Source organism: uncultured Algibacter sp. (genome assembly GCF_947495925.1).
GTDB lineage: Bacteria > Bacteroidota > Bacteroidia > Flavobacteriales > Flavobacteriaceae > Algibacter_E.
In genome coordinates this window covers 513303-527515 of record NZ_CANMAU010000003.1, presented here as the reverse complement: position 1 = coordinate 527515, position 14213 = coordinate 513303, and the positions used below count along the sequence as shown (strand labels likewise).

Annotated in this window: 10 protein-coding genes; 6 read left to right on the top strand and 4 right to left on the bottom strand. The window is 32.8% G+C overall.

Annotated features, from left to right (window positions below; translation table 11 throughout):
• Nucleotides 1–45: 45 nt before the first annotated feature.
• On the top strand, nt 46–627 hold the full coding sequence (locus Q0857_RS08625; RefSeq protein WP_298533864.1) for a tRNA-(ms[2]io[6]A)-hydroxylase: 582 nt from the start codon (nt 46–48) through the stop codon (nt 625–627).
• A 69-nt stretch (nt 628–696) separates the two neighbouring features.
• On the opposite strand, the gene Q0857_RS08620 is transcribed toward Q0857_RS08625, so the two are convergent.
• Complete coding sequence (locus Q0857_RS08620; protein ID WP_298533862.1) at nt 697–1797, bottom strand: DUF2911 domain-containing protein; 1101 nt, start codon at nt 1795–1797, stop codon at nt 697–699.
• A gap of 187 nt (nt 1798–1984) precedes the next feature.
• On the opposite strand from Q0857_RS08620, the gene Q0857_RS08615 reads away from it, so the two are divergent.
• Complete coding sequence (locus tag Q0857_RS08615) at nt 1985–4153, top strand: DNA mismatch repair protein MutS (RefSeq protein WP_298533859.1); 2169 nt, start codon at nt 1985–1987, stop codon at nt 4151–4153.
• A 70-nt stretch (nt 4154–4223) separates the two neighbouring features.
• Here the strand turns inward: Q0857_RS08615 and Q0857_RS08610 are convergent, their stop codons facing one another.
• Nucleotides 4224–5852, bottom strand: coding sequence for a thiol-activated cytolysin family protein (locus Q0857_RS08610; RefSeq protein WP_298533857.1), 1629 nt, complete (start codon nt 5850–5852; stop codon nt 4224–4226).
• A gap of 308 nt (nt 5853–6160) precedes the next feature.
• On the opposite strand from Q0857_RS08610, the gene Q0857_RS08605 reads away from it, so the two are divergent.
• The 4 genes from Q0857_RS08605 to Q0857_RS08590 all read left to right on the top strand — a co-directional run bounded on the left by Q0857_RS08605 (nt 6161) and on the right by Q0857_RS08590 (nt 12086).
• Nucleotides 6161–8038: a tetratricopeptide repeat protein gene (locus Q0857_RS08605; protein WP_298533855.1), complete on the top strand. Its 1878-nt coding sequence runs from the start codon at nt 6161–6163 to the stop codon at nt 8036–8038.
• A gap of 8 nt (nt 8039–8046) precedes the next feature.
• Complete coding sequence (locus tag Q0857_RS08600) at nt 8047–9798, top strand: tetratricopeptide repeat protein (protein WP_298533853.1); 1752 nt, start codon at nt 8047–8049, stop codon at nt 9796–9798.
• Nucleotides 9799–9815: 17 nt separating this feature from the next.
• Nucleotides 9816–10238 carry a thiol-disulfide oxidoreductase DCC family protein gene (locus Q0857_RS08595; RefSeq protein WP_298533851.1) on the top strand — a complete coding sequence of 141 codons (423 nt, stop codon included), beginning with the start codon at nt 9816–9818 and terminating at the stop codon, nt 10236–10238.
• Nucleotides 10239–10346: 108 nt separating this feature from the next.
• Nucleotides 10347–12086 carry an amidohydrolase gene (locus tag Q0857_RS08590; protein WP_298533848.1) on the top strand — a complete coding sequence of 580 codons (1740 nt, stop codon included), beginning with the start codon at nt 10347–10349 and terminating at the stop codon, nt 12084–12086.
• Between the two features lie 127 nt (nt 12087–12213).
• Here the strand turns inward: Q0857_RS08590 and Q0857_RS08585 are convergent, their stop codons facing one another.
• Both Q0857_RS08585 and Q0857_RS08580 read right to left on the bottom strand, forming a co-directional pair.
• Nucleotides 12214–13374, bottom strand: coding sequence for a tyrosine/phenylalanine carboxypeptidase domain-containing protein (locus tag Q0857_RS08585; RefSeq protein ID WP_298533846.1), 1161 nt, complete (start codon nt 13372–13374; stop codon nt 12214–12216).
• Between the two features lie 5 nt (nt 13375–13379).
• A complete protein-coding gene (locus Q0857_RS08580; protein ID WP_298533845.1) occupies nt 13380–14210 on the bottom strand; it encodes an N-formylglutamate amidohydrolase in 831 nt (276 codons plus the stop codon).
• Nucleotides 14211–14213 lie beyond the last annotated feature (3 nt).

The window sequence follows — 14213 nt, the reverse complement described above, 5'->3', positions numbered from 1 at the left end:
TTTTTTTTGACTGAGATCTTATAACTACTTTTACAAAAAAAGAACATGCTCGGTTTAAAATTAGCAACAGACCCAAGGTGGGTAGACATCGTAGAAACTAATATCGAAGAAATTTTAACCGATCATGCATGGTGCGAACAAAAAGCTGCGACCAATGCCATAACTATTATTACACTAAATTCTGAGCACACCGATCTGGTTACAGATTTATTAGCCCTTGCCAAAGAAGAAATTGAGCACTTTCAAATGGTTCATAACATCATTAAAAAAAGAGGTTATAAATTAGGACGTGAGCGTAAAGACAGCTATGTTAACGAACTTTATAAGTTCATGAATAAAGGTGGAAATCGAGTACAATGTATGGTTGACAGGTTACTTTTTTCAGCCATGATTGAAGCACGAAGTTGTGAACGCTTCAAATTACTTTCAAAAAGAATTAAAGATCCTGAACTTTCTAAGTTTTATCACGAACTCATGATTAGCGAAGCTGGTCATTACACAACATTTTTAGGTTTTGCTCGAAAATATGGTAAAGAAGTTGATGTTGAAAGGCGTTGGAACGAACTCATAGAGTTTGAAGCAGAAGTCATTAAGAATTACGGTAAAAGCGAAACTATACATGGATAAAAAAACTCAGCCTTTAATTTTAAGACTGAGTTTTTACAACTGATTGTAGTTTGATTGATGTTGACTTTTCTAATTTATATCTTCTCCTTTTTCAAGTTTTGCAATATTATCTTGCACCCTGCCTTTAGACGCATCATTAGGGGCGTTATTTAAAGCTATTTCAAGGTGTGACTTTGCTTTTTTATAATCTCCTAGTGCCGAATATCCTCGGGCTAAACCATAATGAACAGGCCAAGTATCTTTATTATTTTTTGCATTCATTTTAAAAACTTCCATGGCTTTATCTTTTTCACCATTAGCAATTAATGTTCTTCCGTATTGGTGTATCTGAAAAATTGTGGCATACTCCATAGCTTCATCCATAAGCGCACCAGCTTCCGCCTTTTTACCCTGTTTAGCAAGAATCTGTGATTTAATTTGAAGATTATTAAAGTTTTTCTGACTATAAAACTGTCCAGCAATTGTGCCATCAATCCAGCCAAGAGCTTCATTTAAATCGCCACCGTTATTAAGGGCATAATTAGCTGCTGTTTCCCAATTTTGTCTTTGAAAACCTTGTTGTCCTCTTAATTCTTCTCTAAAACTAGCCAAGACGATATCAGAAACTGCAAATTCAACTTTAAATGGAAACTGTTTCTTTTCCCAATTTAAAGCAACAACTGCTGCATTTGCTCCAACTTCAATAAAATCAAATGTTAATAACTCGGTATGCGCAACTTCTTTAGTTTTAATATCTACCCGTAAAGCGTCTTCTGCTGGGTTATAAAAGTAACTCCCCCATGACGAATTATTATTCGAAAAAATTAAAGTCGCCGTATCATCATTGTTCACAATAATATGAAATCCGTATTTACCGGCCTTAATAGCCTTTCCCTCTACTTGGGCATCATCAGAAAATTGAATAGTTGTATTTTCATTAGCCCCAGCCCGCCATGGCGATTCTTTTGCGGTACCAAACCCTAAATTATTCATACCATACGGCACAAGCTTTCCCCATATTTCTCGTTCCTTAACACTTGGTCGTGAATATTTAATAGTAACATGTGAAATCCCAACAACTTGAGACACTTTAGCTTTTTGACTGCCCTGAGGTGTTTTTAATTGTGCATGTGTGTTTAAACTTAAAGCCAGAATTAAACACATCAAAAAAGGTGTAATTTTAGTTTTCATATTTCTTTGGTTTGTTGATTGAATTTTCAAGGTATATAGAATTCATCCCCATAGATGTTATGATTTTGTTAAACACAAGCTTAAAACTGTTAATTAACGCTTTTTTAAGAAGATAAAAACAGCTCAAAACATCTCAAACAGATTGTTTAACTTTGCCATTCTTTAATTATAAGGTCTATAAAAAAGAATGATACACATTCACGAAAAAACATTACAAGATTTAGAGTTTCAAACCGTTTTACAACAGGTAAGCGAGCTTTGTATTACACCTTTAGGAAACCACGAAGCTTTAAACATAACACCTTATAAATCAAAAGAAGAGCTTATTTATGCGCTCAACCTCACTAACGAATACTTATCATCTTTTTATAATGATAACCGTATTCCTAATCATGGATTTGACACCATAACCAAAGAAATTAAACTTTTAAAGATTGAAAACACGTATTTAGAAGTACATAGTTTAAAAAAAATAATATCTATTTCTATAACCGCTAATGAAGTTGTTAGCTATTTAAAAAAATTCAAAGAATATTATCCTAGTCTTAATGACCACGCTTTCCATATTGAAGTCACAAAAATAGTTATTGAAAAGGTAGACAGTATTGTTGACCGTTTTGGTGATATAAAAGATACTGCTTCAGACCTACTTTATGAATTAAGACAATCCATAAACAAAATAAAAGGTAAAATCAATGCGAGTTTTTCATCAGCTTTAAATACCTATCATAATTTAGAATATTTAGATGATATCCGGGAGTCTGTTGTAGAAAACAAGCGCGTACTCGCTGTTAAAGCCATGTACAGACGTAAAGTTAGAGGTTCTATTATGGGAAGTAGTAAAACAGGAAGCATTGTTTATATTGAACCGGAAACAACTTTACAACATTCAAGAGAATTAAATAATCTGGAGTTTGAAGAAAGTGAAGAAATTAATCGAATTTTAAAGGAGGTCACAAATTTTATACGACCGTTTTTACCATTATTAGAAAAGTATCAAAGCTTTTTAATAGATATAGATGTAATTTCTGCGAAAGCTAAGTACGCCAAATCGATGAACGCCATTCTTCCTGAATTTTCGGAAGATCGAAGTATGTTCTTAAGAGATGCTTACCACCCGTTACTCTTTTTAAATAATTTAGAAAATAAAGAAACAACTTTTCCTCAGACCATTACACTTAAACAAGATAGCAGAATTATTGTTATCTCTGGTCCTAACGCAGGCGGAAAAAGTATAACTTTAAAAACTGTTGGTTTATTGCAGGTCATGATGCAAAGCGGGCTTTTAATCCCTGTGCATGAGCGTAGTAAAGTCTGTTTATTTGATAGAATTTTAAGTGATATTGGCGATAATCAATCTATTGAAAACCATTTAAGTACCTATAGCTACCGGTTAAAACAAATGAATTACTTTTTAAAGAAGTGCAATAAAAACACACTCTTTTTAATAGATGAATTTGGAACGGGTTCAGACCCAGAATTAGGTGGCGCCTTGGCTGAAACTTTTTTAGAAGAGTTTTACCATCGTGAAGCTTTTGGTATTATAACTACGCATTATTCTAATTTAAAAATACTGGCTAACGAGTTGCCAAACATGTTAAATGCCAACATGTTATTTGATGAACGAACACTAGAGCCTTTATTTAAACTTGTTATCGGTCAAGCCGGAAGTAGTTTTACCTTTGAAGTTGCTCAGAAAAATGGCATACCATATAGCCTTATAAATCGTGCTAAAAAGAAAATTGAACGCAGTAAAGTCCGTTTTGATGCCACCATTGCCAAACTTCAAAAAGAACGCTCTCGTTTAGAGAAAACCGGACAGTCTCTAAAACAAAACGAAAGGAAGAAAATTGAAGAAGCAGATAAGTTAGAAGTAATTAATAATAAGATTCAAAAGAAATTAGAAAGCTATCAGGAACTTTATGACAGTAATCAACGTCTCATTTACTTGGGGCAAAAGGTAAATGATATTGCCGAAAAATACTTTAACAATAAGCAAAAACGTGCTTTAATGGATGAACTATTTAAACTTGTGCAAATAGAAAATTCGAAACGAAAAAAAGTAACCGCTAAACAAAAAAAGAAGGAAAAAGCTAAGGAAACTCAAGTTAAAAAGGAAGTTGAAAAAAAAGTAGAGGTTATTAGAAAAAAGAAAAAAATAGCTAAACAAAAAGCCATCGAAGCTCCAAAACCTAAAGCTATAATTCGACTTGGCGACCGTGTACGTATGGAAGATGGTCGCGCCATTGGTACCGTAGATAAAATAGAAAAAAACAAAGCTGTTGTAAATTATGGTATGTTTACTACCAATGTTAGTTTAGAGCAGTTGGAACTAGTGGAGGCTGTAAAAAAATAACAACCAACACCAAGTTGTTGAATCTACAACTTTAGGTGCCGGCTGCTTAAGTTATATAAGTACCCGTTCCTTAATAAATCCTCCAAACATAATAATAGGCTCTAAATTCACTTCCTGGTAATGATGTTAAATCTACACGCTCATATTTTTTTCCCTTAATAAGTGGATTATCAGGTAAGTCAGCCTTATTTAAAAGCCCATCTCCATTGGCATCGGTTATTTGATGTAAATTTCCTAAATACATTTTAACACTTTTACTACCAAAGTGTTCTGGATCAAATGATCCATTGCTTTCGTAAAAATTAGCGTAAAGTTCTACATAATCATCATTAACATTTGGCATATATAACTCCACTTCGGCCGATTGACCAATACCAACAAAGTCATCTTCATCAACGTTTAAGGCGGGATCTGCGTTATAACTTTTTTTGAGTTCTGACTCAACCTTGCCGTCTTGAACCACGCGCATACGCGTTGTGCCATAAATTTCCAGATTGTTTTCACCTTCATGCTTCTTAGGCTTAATACCATGAAGTTCAATATGAAATCTTTGATAAGCTTCATAGCAAGTTCTTATGTTATACTGGCTTGATAACACCACATTGGCAACTGGAAAACCTTCTTTAATATATCTCAAAGTATATCCAAGTGGAGCTCCCGGAGAATCAGCAGAATACTCCCCACCTTCTTTAATATAATTATACACGCCTTCGGGACCGCTAACAACTTGTGCCGCATCTCCAGAAGAACCTCCCACTATCAAAGCTTTAACCGTTGAACTATTCCAAAAACTTTGATACTCACCATTGATTCCAGTACTTCCACCATTAAAGGCAGCATTAAAAGCGCCTTGGGTGTCAGTAAATTCCGAGTTCGTTTCTACCGTATAAAGTAGCATACGGCCATATTTAACAGAAGAAACTATAACTGGGCTTGTAGAGTTCAAGTTTGGAACAGCAGAAAATAATTTACCTGGGTTCTCACTATCTTCAATGGTTAAATTTATTGTATAATATACTTGAAGGTACTTAATAACATATTTATATTTCTTTTCTGAATTGCTAAAATTGAAAGACCCCGACACACTGTTTTTACCTTTGGTATAACTTGCTCCTAAAGCTACGCTCAAATGTTCTTCCGAATGTACTTCTTCTGTAGTAAAAACTAATTCTGCAGAAGCGGAACCGGTTACACCTTGCTGTAACATATCCTTAACACCTTCTCTAACGGTATTTAAATTTGGGTTTTCAATTACCGTAGAAGGCTTTCCGTTCAAACTCTCTAATGAAACCGATAAGGTTATTGGAGCTCTTCCACCTGTAATACCAATATATTCGCCTGTAGGGATAGATTCCCCTTTAAGCATAGCCCCAGGATATATTACATCACTGGTTGGATCTAATAAAATCATTTCGCTAAAACCAGGTGCTGCTTTATATGTTTTAACCACACATTCATTATTATTTCCTTCTCTTTCAGGTTCTTCTTCTTTTTGAAGCACTTCGCCTGATGCTTCCGGCTGTGTGAAATTACTAAGTTTTGCCAACATGTCATTGACATCTGCTAAAACATCTCCAGAAACTTGCTCACCGGGATCGTTATCGACACTTTCCGAACTACAGCTGTTACAAGAAAGTAAAATGCTCACTACAACCAATAGATATACTAAAGGGGTTTTTGTTAATAGTTGTGTTTTCATAATTTCTATTTTTTTGTGATTCAACGCTTCAAAACTAGGTACGAACTTCCCTGAAAACTAATTTTTACTATGGACAAAGTATGGACATCTTAAACTAAAATGACCCAAACACCGCATGGACGTCATACAAAACCAAACGAAGGTGTTTTTTTTTAACATACTGATTATCAATACAATAAAATATATTATTTTGAGTAAAAAAAATCAAAACATATATATTATATGGACAAGTACTTTTTTGACTTTAGACAAGTTTAAATTACGAATAGATATAATGGCTATCTTAGAGGTAATTAAAAATCATTTTCATGAAGTCAAAATTCACATTGCTTTTTTTAACGCTCGTTATCTTTAATAATCTACAAGGTCAAAACCAGAAAAAAATAGATAGCTTAATTAAAATTATTAATAACACTAAAATAGATACAATTAAGGCAAACTATTATTTAGAACTTTCTAATCTCACCATGTACAACGATCAAATAAAGACAAGTGAATACCTTAAAAAAGCTGAAGATTTATACTCAAATTCTAAAAACGAAAGAGGAATAGCTAAACTTTTTGCTAAAAAAGCAAACAATTTTTATGGAATGGGGAAAATAGATTCTGCTTTATATTATTTGGGGAATTCTGTAAAGAAATATCTTCAAATTAAAGATACACTTCGTGCGGCTGTGATTAGACACAATATAGGTATAACAGAACATTATCAAGGTAACTCCAAGATTGCCAAAGAAATAATGGATAAAAACATTCCCATTTTTAAAAAGTATAAAGATACCCTCCACCTATGTAATGCATACCTTATTAGTGGTAAAATTTCAATGACCGCAGGTTTTTTTAAGATTGGTCTAAAAGAAAGTTTTAAGGCTTTAGAGGGCCATAAACAAATAAAGGATGACTTCAGAATAGCGGATGATTTATTGCAAATTGCAAGGATATATAATCTTACTGAAGATCACAAAAAAGCAATTGAAACCTATAAAGAAAGTATAGACTATTATAATAAAGTGGATAACCTAAAAAATAAGGCTCAAGCACTTAATTTCATGGCATATTCGCAAATAAATCTTAAAAAATTTGAAGATGCTGAAAAAAATCTTCTGGAATCTTTGACGCTATCTAAACGATTAAAATATAAGCCAAATATTGCCAGAATTTATAAGAATTTAGGAAATATTGCGTATGAAAAAGACAACTTAAATCAATCTATCAAGTACTTAAATGACAGCTATGAATTATGGAAATCTATAGGCTCTTTGTCTAACGAGGCCACAACATTATCACATTTGGGTAAAACATATTTTAAAAAAGGAAATTATATGAAATCTATTGAATACTTAAACAAAAGTATATCTATTTCTAAAACAAATGGTTATCCTAATATATTAAGAACAGCATATTTGGAAAAATCTATTGCACTTGAAAAAATCAACCGATATAATAAAGCACTAATGAATTTTAAACAGAGTAAAAAAATTACTGATTCTATTTATAATATAGATAAAATCAATGCTGTGGAAGAATTAAAAACCATTTATGAAACCGAAAAAAAAGAAGCTCAAATTGATCTGCAGAATGAAGAAATAAAAACATTAAACGTTCAAGCAAAAAACGACAAGTTAACCAAAACCCTTTATGGCACAGGTATGATTTCATTCATTGCCATTGCAGGGTTATTGTTTTTTGGTTTTAAGCAACGCATTAAGAAAAACCAAATAGCACGCGAAAAACAGGAGGTCATTTATAAACAGGAAATTGAGTTTAAAAAGAAAGAACTAGCCAGTCAGACTTTGCATTTGGTACATAAGAGCACCTTTATTCAAGAACTTAAAGAAAACTTAGAAAAAATAAAGAAATCGCCCGAATTATTTAAAGTAGAATTCAGGAGACTGGTCATGCTCCTTAAAAAAGAAAAGGCCGAAGATAAAGACTGGGAAATCTTTAAATCATACTTCTCTGAAGTCCACAATAATTTTGACAATAAGCTTAAGACTATTTATGCCGACATTACCGAAAAAGAAATCAGGCTGGCTTCTTTTTTGAGAATGAATCTTTCTACCAAGGAAATCTCTTCCATGCTAAATGTATTGCCGGAAAGTGTGTTAAAGAGTAAATACCGGTTAAAAAAGAAGCTTAATCTTACTAAAGCGGACGACCTTAATACATTCTTAAATAGTCTATAATATTTTCCATGAAAACAATTTATCTCTACAGTTTTCTTTGCATTTCGCTATGCCTTCATAGTCAAAACGAAAAAAAAATTGACAGCATCGAACGATTGCTTCCAATTCAAAAAGATACAGTTAAACTAAAATCATACGGCGCTCTAAACAGGCTTTTGCTAAAAACCGATACTAATCTTTCTAAAATCTATTTAGACAGTCTAGTTTTAATTGCCAAACAACTAGATGTAAAAAAGTTTAATTCTCTAGCGTTTAGCAGATTAGGATACTATTACTATTATATTTCAGACTACCACAAAGCAGAGGCATATAATATTAAAGCCATTAAACTACATAGAGAATTGAACCTCAAACAGCCGCTATATAAGGCATTGAATGTACTTGGAATTGTACAAAAATATTTAGGTAAATTAGAAGAGTCTATGGAATCGCATATGGAGTCCTTAGCCCTAAAAGAAGAGCTTGGTGTTACAGGTTTTGGACTAGCAGCTAGTTACGTTAATATTGGGAATTTACTTGCCGAATTAGATAATTTCGAGGCATCCGATGAATATTACTTAAGGGCAAATTCAATATTAAAAGAAGCTGGCATAGAAAACTACAGTAGTCAAATTCTTCACAATATTGGAGTTAATCAAGATGAATTAAAAAACTATGATAAAGCACTTGAATATTATTTTAAATCATTAGAGCATTTTAGAAAAGAAAAAAACCATCTCGAAATAGCAAAAAATCTAAATTCGATTGGAGGTGTATATTTAAAACAAGACAGTCTAAACAAGGCTAAAAAATACTTGAAGGAATCTTTAGAATTAAGTAAACATTATGGTGAAAAACAAATGGTTGGTCTCACTACTAAAAACCTTGGGAATGTCTACTTTAAGGAAGGGGATTTCAATAAAGCATTAAAACATTTTAAAGAAGCGTCAGCTATTTCTATAGAAACGGGTACACTTACAAGAGGACTAAACAACTATCAGCAGATTGCAAAAACTTATGCTGCCCTTGGTGATTACAACAAGGCCTACAAATACAGTGATCTTCATTTTCAAAAATATGATTCTGTTTTCAAAAAAGAGAAAATTGAACAGATTAACGAATTAGAAATCAAATACCAAACCGAAAAAAAAGAAGTAGCCATAGCGCTACAAGAAGAAGAAATAAAAACACTAAACATACAAGCCAAGAATGATAAGCTTACCAAAACACTTTATGGTGTTGGCATGCTGTCGTTTCTAACCATTTCTGGTTTACTTTATTTTGGATTTAAACAACGCCTCAAGAAAAACAAAATTGAACGCGAGAAGCAGGAAGCTATTTATAAACAAGAGATTGCTTTCAAGAAAAAGGAATTGGCTTCTCAAACACTTCATTTGGTTCAGAAAAGCACCTTTATTCAAGAACTTAAAGAAAACTTAGAAAAAATAAAGAAATCGCCCGAATTATTTAAAGTAGAATTCAGGAGACTGGTCATGCTCCTTAAAAAAGAAAAGGCCGAAGATAAAGACTGGGAAACCTTTAAATCTTACTTCTCTGAAGTCCACAATAACTTTGACAATAAACTTAAAACTATATATGCAGATATTACCGAAAAAGAAATTCGCTTAGCCTCCTTTTTACGGATGAACCTATCTACCAAAGAAATAGCTTCCATGCTTAATGTATTGCCAGATAGTGTTTTAAAATCAAAATACAGACTTAAAAAGAAGCTTAAATTAGACCGGGAAACCGATTTAAATCAGTTTCTAAATACTCTATAAAGTGGTATCTTTGTATTGTGTATATAAAAATTAAAAAAGACAAAAAACTCATTCTTTTTGATGGTGTTTGTAACCTCTGCAATAACTCTGTGCAATATGTTATAAAACATGATAAAAAGAACCGTTTTATGTTTGCACCTCTGCAAAGTGAAACTGGACAAGCAATTATTAAAAATTTTAATATTGATACGTTTAAAACAGATTCCATTCTTCTCTATAATCCAGAGAAAAACACTATAGACTATAAAAGTACAGCCGCCTTAAAAGTAGCCTCTCAATTAGGCTTTCCAACAAATACTTTAAGTATTTTTTTAATTATCCCGGCTTTTATTAGAAATTGGGTTTACGATTTTATTGCCAAAAACAGATACAAGTGGTATGGCAAAAAAGATGCTTGTATGATTCCTACTCCTGAATTGAAGAGTAAGTTTTTGGATTAGGTATTTACTCTTGACTTTGTCAGAAAAACAAACTAACTTCGTTTTAACGTTTTATATAAGCCATTAAAACGACGCATATCATTAAAGTTAGTGACAATTGAATAAACTATGAAGAATACTTTAACTCTAATTTTTGGACTTTGTATATTAATTAGTTGTACAAACCGAAATGAAAAAAACATCAAGGATGAGTCCACTTACATAAAGTATTATGGTGGAGAAATAATTACAATCGATATAACAATGCAAAGTGCTGCGGAGGCAGTAGTTACGAAAGATGATATTATTGTTTTTGTAGGAACTAAATCTGAGGCAAATAAATTGTATCCATATGCAAAATCAGTAGATTTAGATAATAATGTTATGATTCCTGGATTTGTAGACAATCATTTACATTTAGGTTTGGGTGCAATTTTATTACCACTTTATTGGGTTACACCTGAGAATTGGGGTTTGCCAAATGGTCGCACAATATCTGCTACTGTGGGAAAAGAGAAGTTTCTTGAAGAAGTTCAATCACTTGTAGATCAATTCAAAAAAAGTGACCAAGTGCTTCAAATATTTGGATACAGTCAATATTTTCATGGAATTATTTACAAAGAAGATTTAGATAAAATATCTACTACTATTCCTATAAATATTTTCCACCGATCATTTCATGAGAATATTTTCAATTCTGCAGCACTCGACTTTTATGGGTACACTAGGGAAAATATGAACGACCCGCAAGCCGACTTTGACAAAGGAATTGTACTTGAAAATTTTCAACAATTGGATTTTTTATACCAGAGATGGTTGCCTACATTTTCTATAGACGAATGGAAATCTGGGATTAAACAGGTCAATCAATTGTTACTTAAAAATGGAATTACTACAATTCATGGTCCTGGCGCATTCTTAGGTGCAACTAAAGAACAAATCGACGCGACCTATGAATTATTCAGTGAAGCATCGGCACGAAGTTATTTTAGTTATGACGTGCGCCCTACATTTTATGAGAAAGGATTTGAAGCTACATTGAACTACATAGATCAAAATGCTTCTAGAAATAATGAACATATCATTTATCAAAATGACCAAATTAAACTCTTTATTGATGGAGGCATGTTTGGACAACAAATGATGGTTACTGAACCTTATACTGATGGCCATATAGGTGAGTACATAACTGAACCAAAGGCTTTATATGAACTTTGGGAACCTTTTTGGAAAAAAAATATAGACGTACATATCCATGTGAATGGAGATCAGGGGATAGATGATCTTATTATAATTATGGAAAAACTTCAAATTGAATTCCCTAGAGAAAATCATAGAACCGTATTTGAACACTTTGGTGTTTCCAGAATTGAGCAATCTGAAAAAATGGCTAAACTAGGAATAATTGCTTCTGTTAATCCATACTACAATCATGCATTAGGAGAAAATTTTACAATAAATGGTGTTGGACCCGAAAGTAGATCTCATTATTTTTCAAGGTCTGGAACACTTGCCAAAAACAATGTGAGGTTCAGTTTACATTCTGATTTTCCTATGGCACCACCATCTCCACTCTTCTTGATGTGGTGTGCTGTAAACAGACTTGGAGTTAGTGGGCAAACTTTAGGGCCAGAAGAAAAAATAACTCCTTACCAAGCTCTCAAAGCAGTTACAATAGATGCTGCTTACGCAATTAAACAAGAGGCAAATATTGGATCTATAGAGGTTGGTAAAAAAGCCGATTTTACAATTTTGGACAAAAATCCATTAAAAGTTGATCCATTATCAATTAAAGACATTAAAGTCCATTCCGTAGTATTTAATGGTAAATTCTATAAAAATAAAAACAGTCGCTCACAACGGCTCTAAGTAATTGCTAGTTCTGGAGTACTTATAAAAATCCTTGCGGATTTTCAGTTTGGTATGTATTTGCAAAGTTAAGTGCTAACCCACGAAACTACAAGAGCCGAGACCATTAAACGAACCTATTCAAGGACTACTTCAAACTTCTCAAAATAAAATCCACTTTTCTATTGGTATTTTTATTTTCGGCATAAGCATCTGTAATATGTTTAGCAGGAACGGCCAAACCTTTTTTAATTAAAGCATGTATCTCACCTGCATATTCTAAGGTCACTTTTCCAGTAAGGAGCAAACTCAAATCTTTACCTTCTTGATAATAGTCATACACTTTTTTGAGACCAGTGAGGTATAAATAATCTTTGGTAAACCCGCCGCCTCTATGTGCTCTAACCGTAATATAAAAAGCTTCCTCCCTATCTAAATCATATTGGTTATGCAACATCCTAAAGGTTCTAGAAAAAGAATAGCCTTTAGCTAAACTATCTACAGCCATAACACGATATGCCAATTCTTTTAAACGATTTACGGTTAAGTTATTACTCATATACTCCGCAAAAACGGCTAAACCTTCTTGTGTTTCTTCATTATTTGGAAAACCATGAGAAAAAATTTTTAAAGGATGCAACATCCCATTCATAGTCGTAACCATATGCACCCCTATTTCATGATTGGTAAGCACTGCTATTTCATTATCTGAAAAAGTATGGTTTGAATTTAAAACTAAAGTTTTAATACTATTCAAAACCATAGCTATAGCCGAAATTTTATCAGAATGCTTTATAGCATAGTTGAATTCGTAATTTTTAGAGAATTGTTTAAAAAATTCTTCGGACTCTAACGCTGAATATTTAGGCTGAAATTTGGATGCATTTTTATCTTCATCATCAAAATGTAAAATAAACTTAGCGTTCTCTACATCTTTTTCTGTAGGTGTTCCAAAACAATGTAAACAATTGTAATAAAACTTTTTGCCATCACCTATGGTTTCAATACATTGAATAAGACCTGAGTAGGCATAAATAATATCCTCATACAAGTTTTTAATTTCTGAGTCCTCAATAAGCTCTATAGGTTGCGTAAACAGTTTTCTATGTAGCTTAAATTTATCAAAATTGATATTTGGATATTTAAAAATTGGAGCTTTTAAATATTTAGATGAAAAGAAACGTTCTTTTTCTTCTTCAATATTAATGGGATTTACATAGCTTAAAAGTTCTATTTGCTTAACTAAAGCATCGATACTCTTATCTATGTCTAAAAGTGCTGTTGTAGCCACATTATTTTCAACCTTCATAAACCTTACTTTTTAAACCTCGTGTAAACCTCTTGAGCATGATTAGGAATACGTTCCTTCAATTCTTCTTGAACCAAACTAACCACTTCAGGATAGATAATTTGTTCATACTCATCGCAGTACACCTTGGCTATTTCGGTTGCCAAAACTAAAGTATTTTTAAATTCTTTAGTTATAAATTTTAAGAAATATCCGTTGCCTTGAAACGTGTCGTTAATTTTAGAGCTCGATTTTATACCCTTTGGAAATATTATTTCACCTAAACTTTCTCTCCATGCTTCAATAACATCTCCAAAACGTTCATTATCTAAATTGCGCGTTCCCAGATTCCATGTTGGTACTTCCCTATCCCAACGTTTCCAATTATAGCTATGCATGTCATAAACCGTACAAAAGCCAAACTTTGATTCTAAAGTAGAGATAAGTGCACGAACAACCTTATAAAAGTTTTCATGCTTATGTAAACTCTTAGTTTTCATTTCTGCGGAAAGCGGCTCATGCCAAAGTTGTTTCCCCCAAGCTGTTTCAAAAACAGCATCTGCAGGCGCTCTATTCAAATCATATTCAAATCTGGTGTCGCAACCTGCCATAACAATGGGATGCGACTGCACCATGTTTTTAGTCTCAGGATCTTCTTCATACCAACGTTCATATTCGGTATGCATACAGTTTTCCCAGAGTTCTTTTCTAAATTGATGTCCGTCATGAATAGCGGCACAGGCATACGACACATAGCTTTCAATTTTTATAGTAAACGCATAATCGAAAGATACTGCTTCAAAAACCTCTTGATTTTTTATTTTTTCAATGATATGATCTACAGAAAGTCTTTCCACAAC

What these genes read in the sequence shown, in the direction of transcription:
- Q0857_RS08620 (WP_298533862.1), bottom strand. Translation starts at nt 1,797, where the DNA reads ATGAAAACTAAAATTACACCTTTTTTGATGTGTTTAATTCTGGCTTTA.
- Q0857_RS08600 (WP_298533853.1), top strand. Translation starts at nt 8,047, where the DNA reads ATGAAAACAATTTATCTCTACAGTTTTCTTTGCATTTCGCTATGCCTT.
- Q0857_RS08615 (WP_298533859.1), top strand. Translation starts at nt 1,985, where the DNA reads ATGATACACATTCACGAAAAAACATTACAAGATTTAGAGTTTCAAACC.
- Q0857_RS08590 (WP_298533848.1), top strand. Translation starts at nt 10,347, where the DNA reads ATGAAGAATACTTTAACTCTAATTTTTGGACTTTGTATATTAATTAGT.
- Q0857_RS08610 (WP_298533857.1), bottom strand. Translation starts at nt 5,852, where the DNA reads ATGAAAACACAACTATTAACAAAAACCCCTTTAGTATATCTATTGGTT.
- Q0857_RS08625 (WP_298533864.1), top strand. Translation starts at nt 46, where the DNA reads ATGCTCGGTTTAAAATTAGCAACAGACCCAAGGTGGGTAGACATCGTA.
- Q0857_RS08585 (WP_298533846.1), bottom strand. Translation starts at nt 13,374, where the DNA reads ATGAAGGTTGAAAATAATGTGGCTACAACAGCACTTTTAGACATAGAT.
- Q0857_RS08605 (WP_298533855.1), top strand. Translation starts at nt 6,161, where the DNA reads ATGAAGTCAAAATTCACATTGCTTTTTTTAACGCTCGTTATCTTTAAT.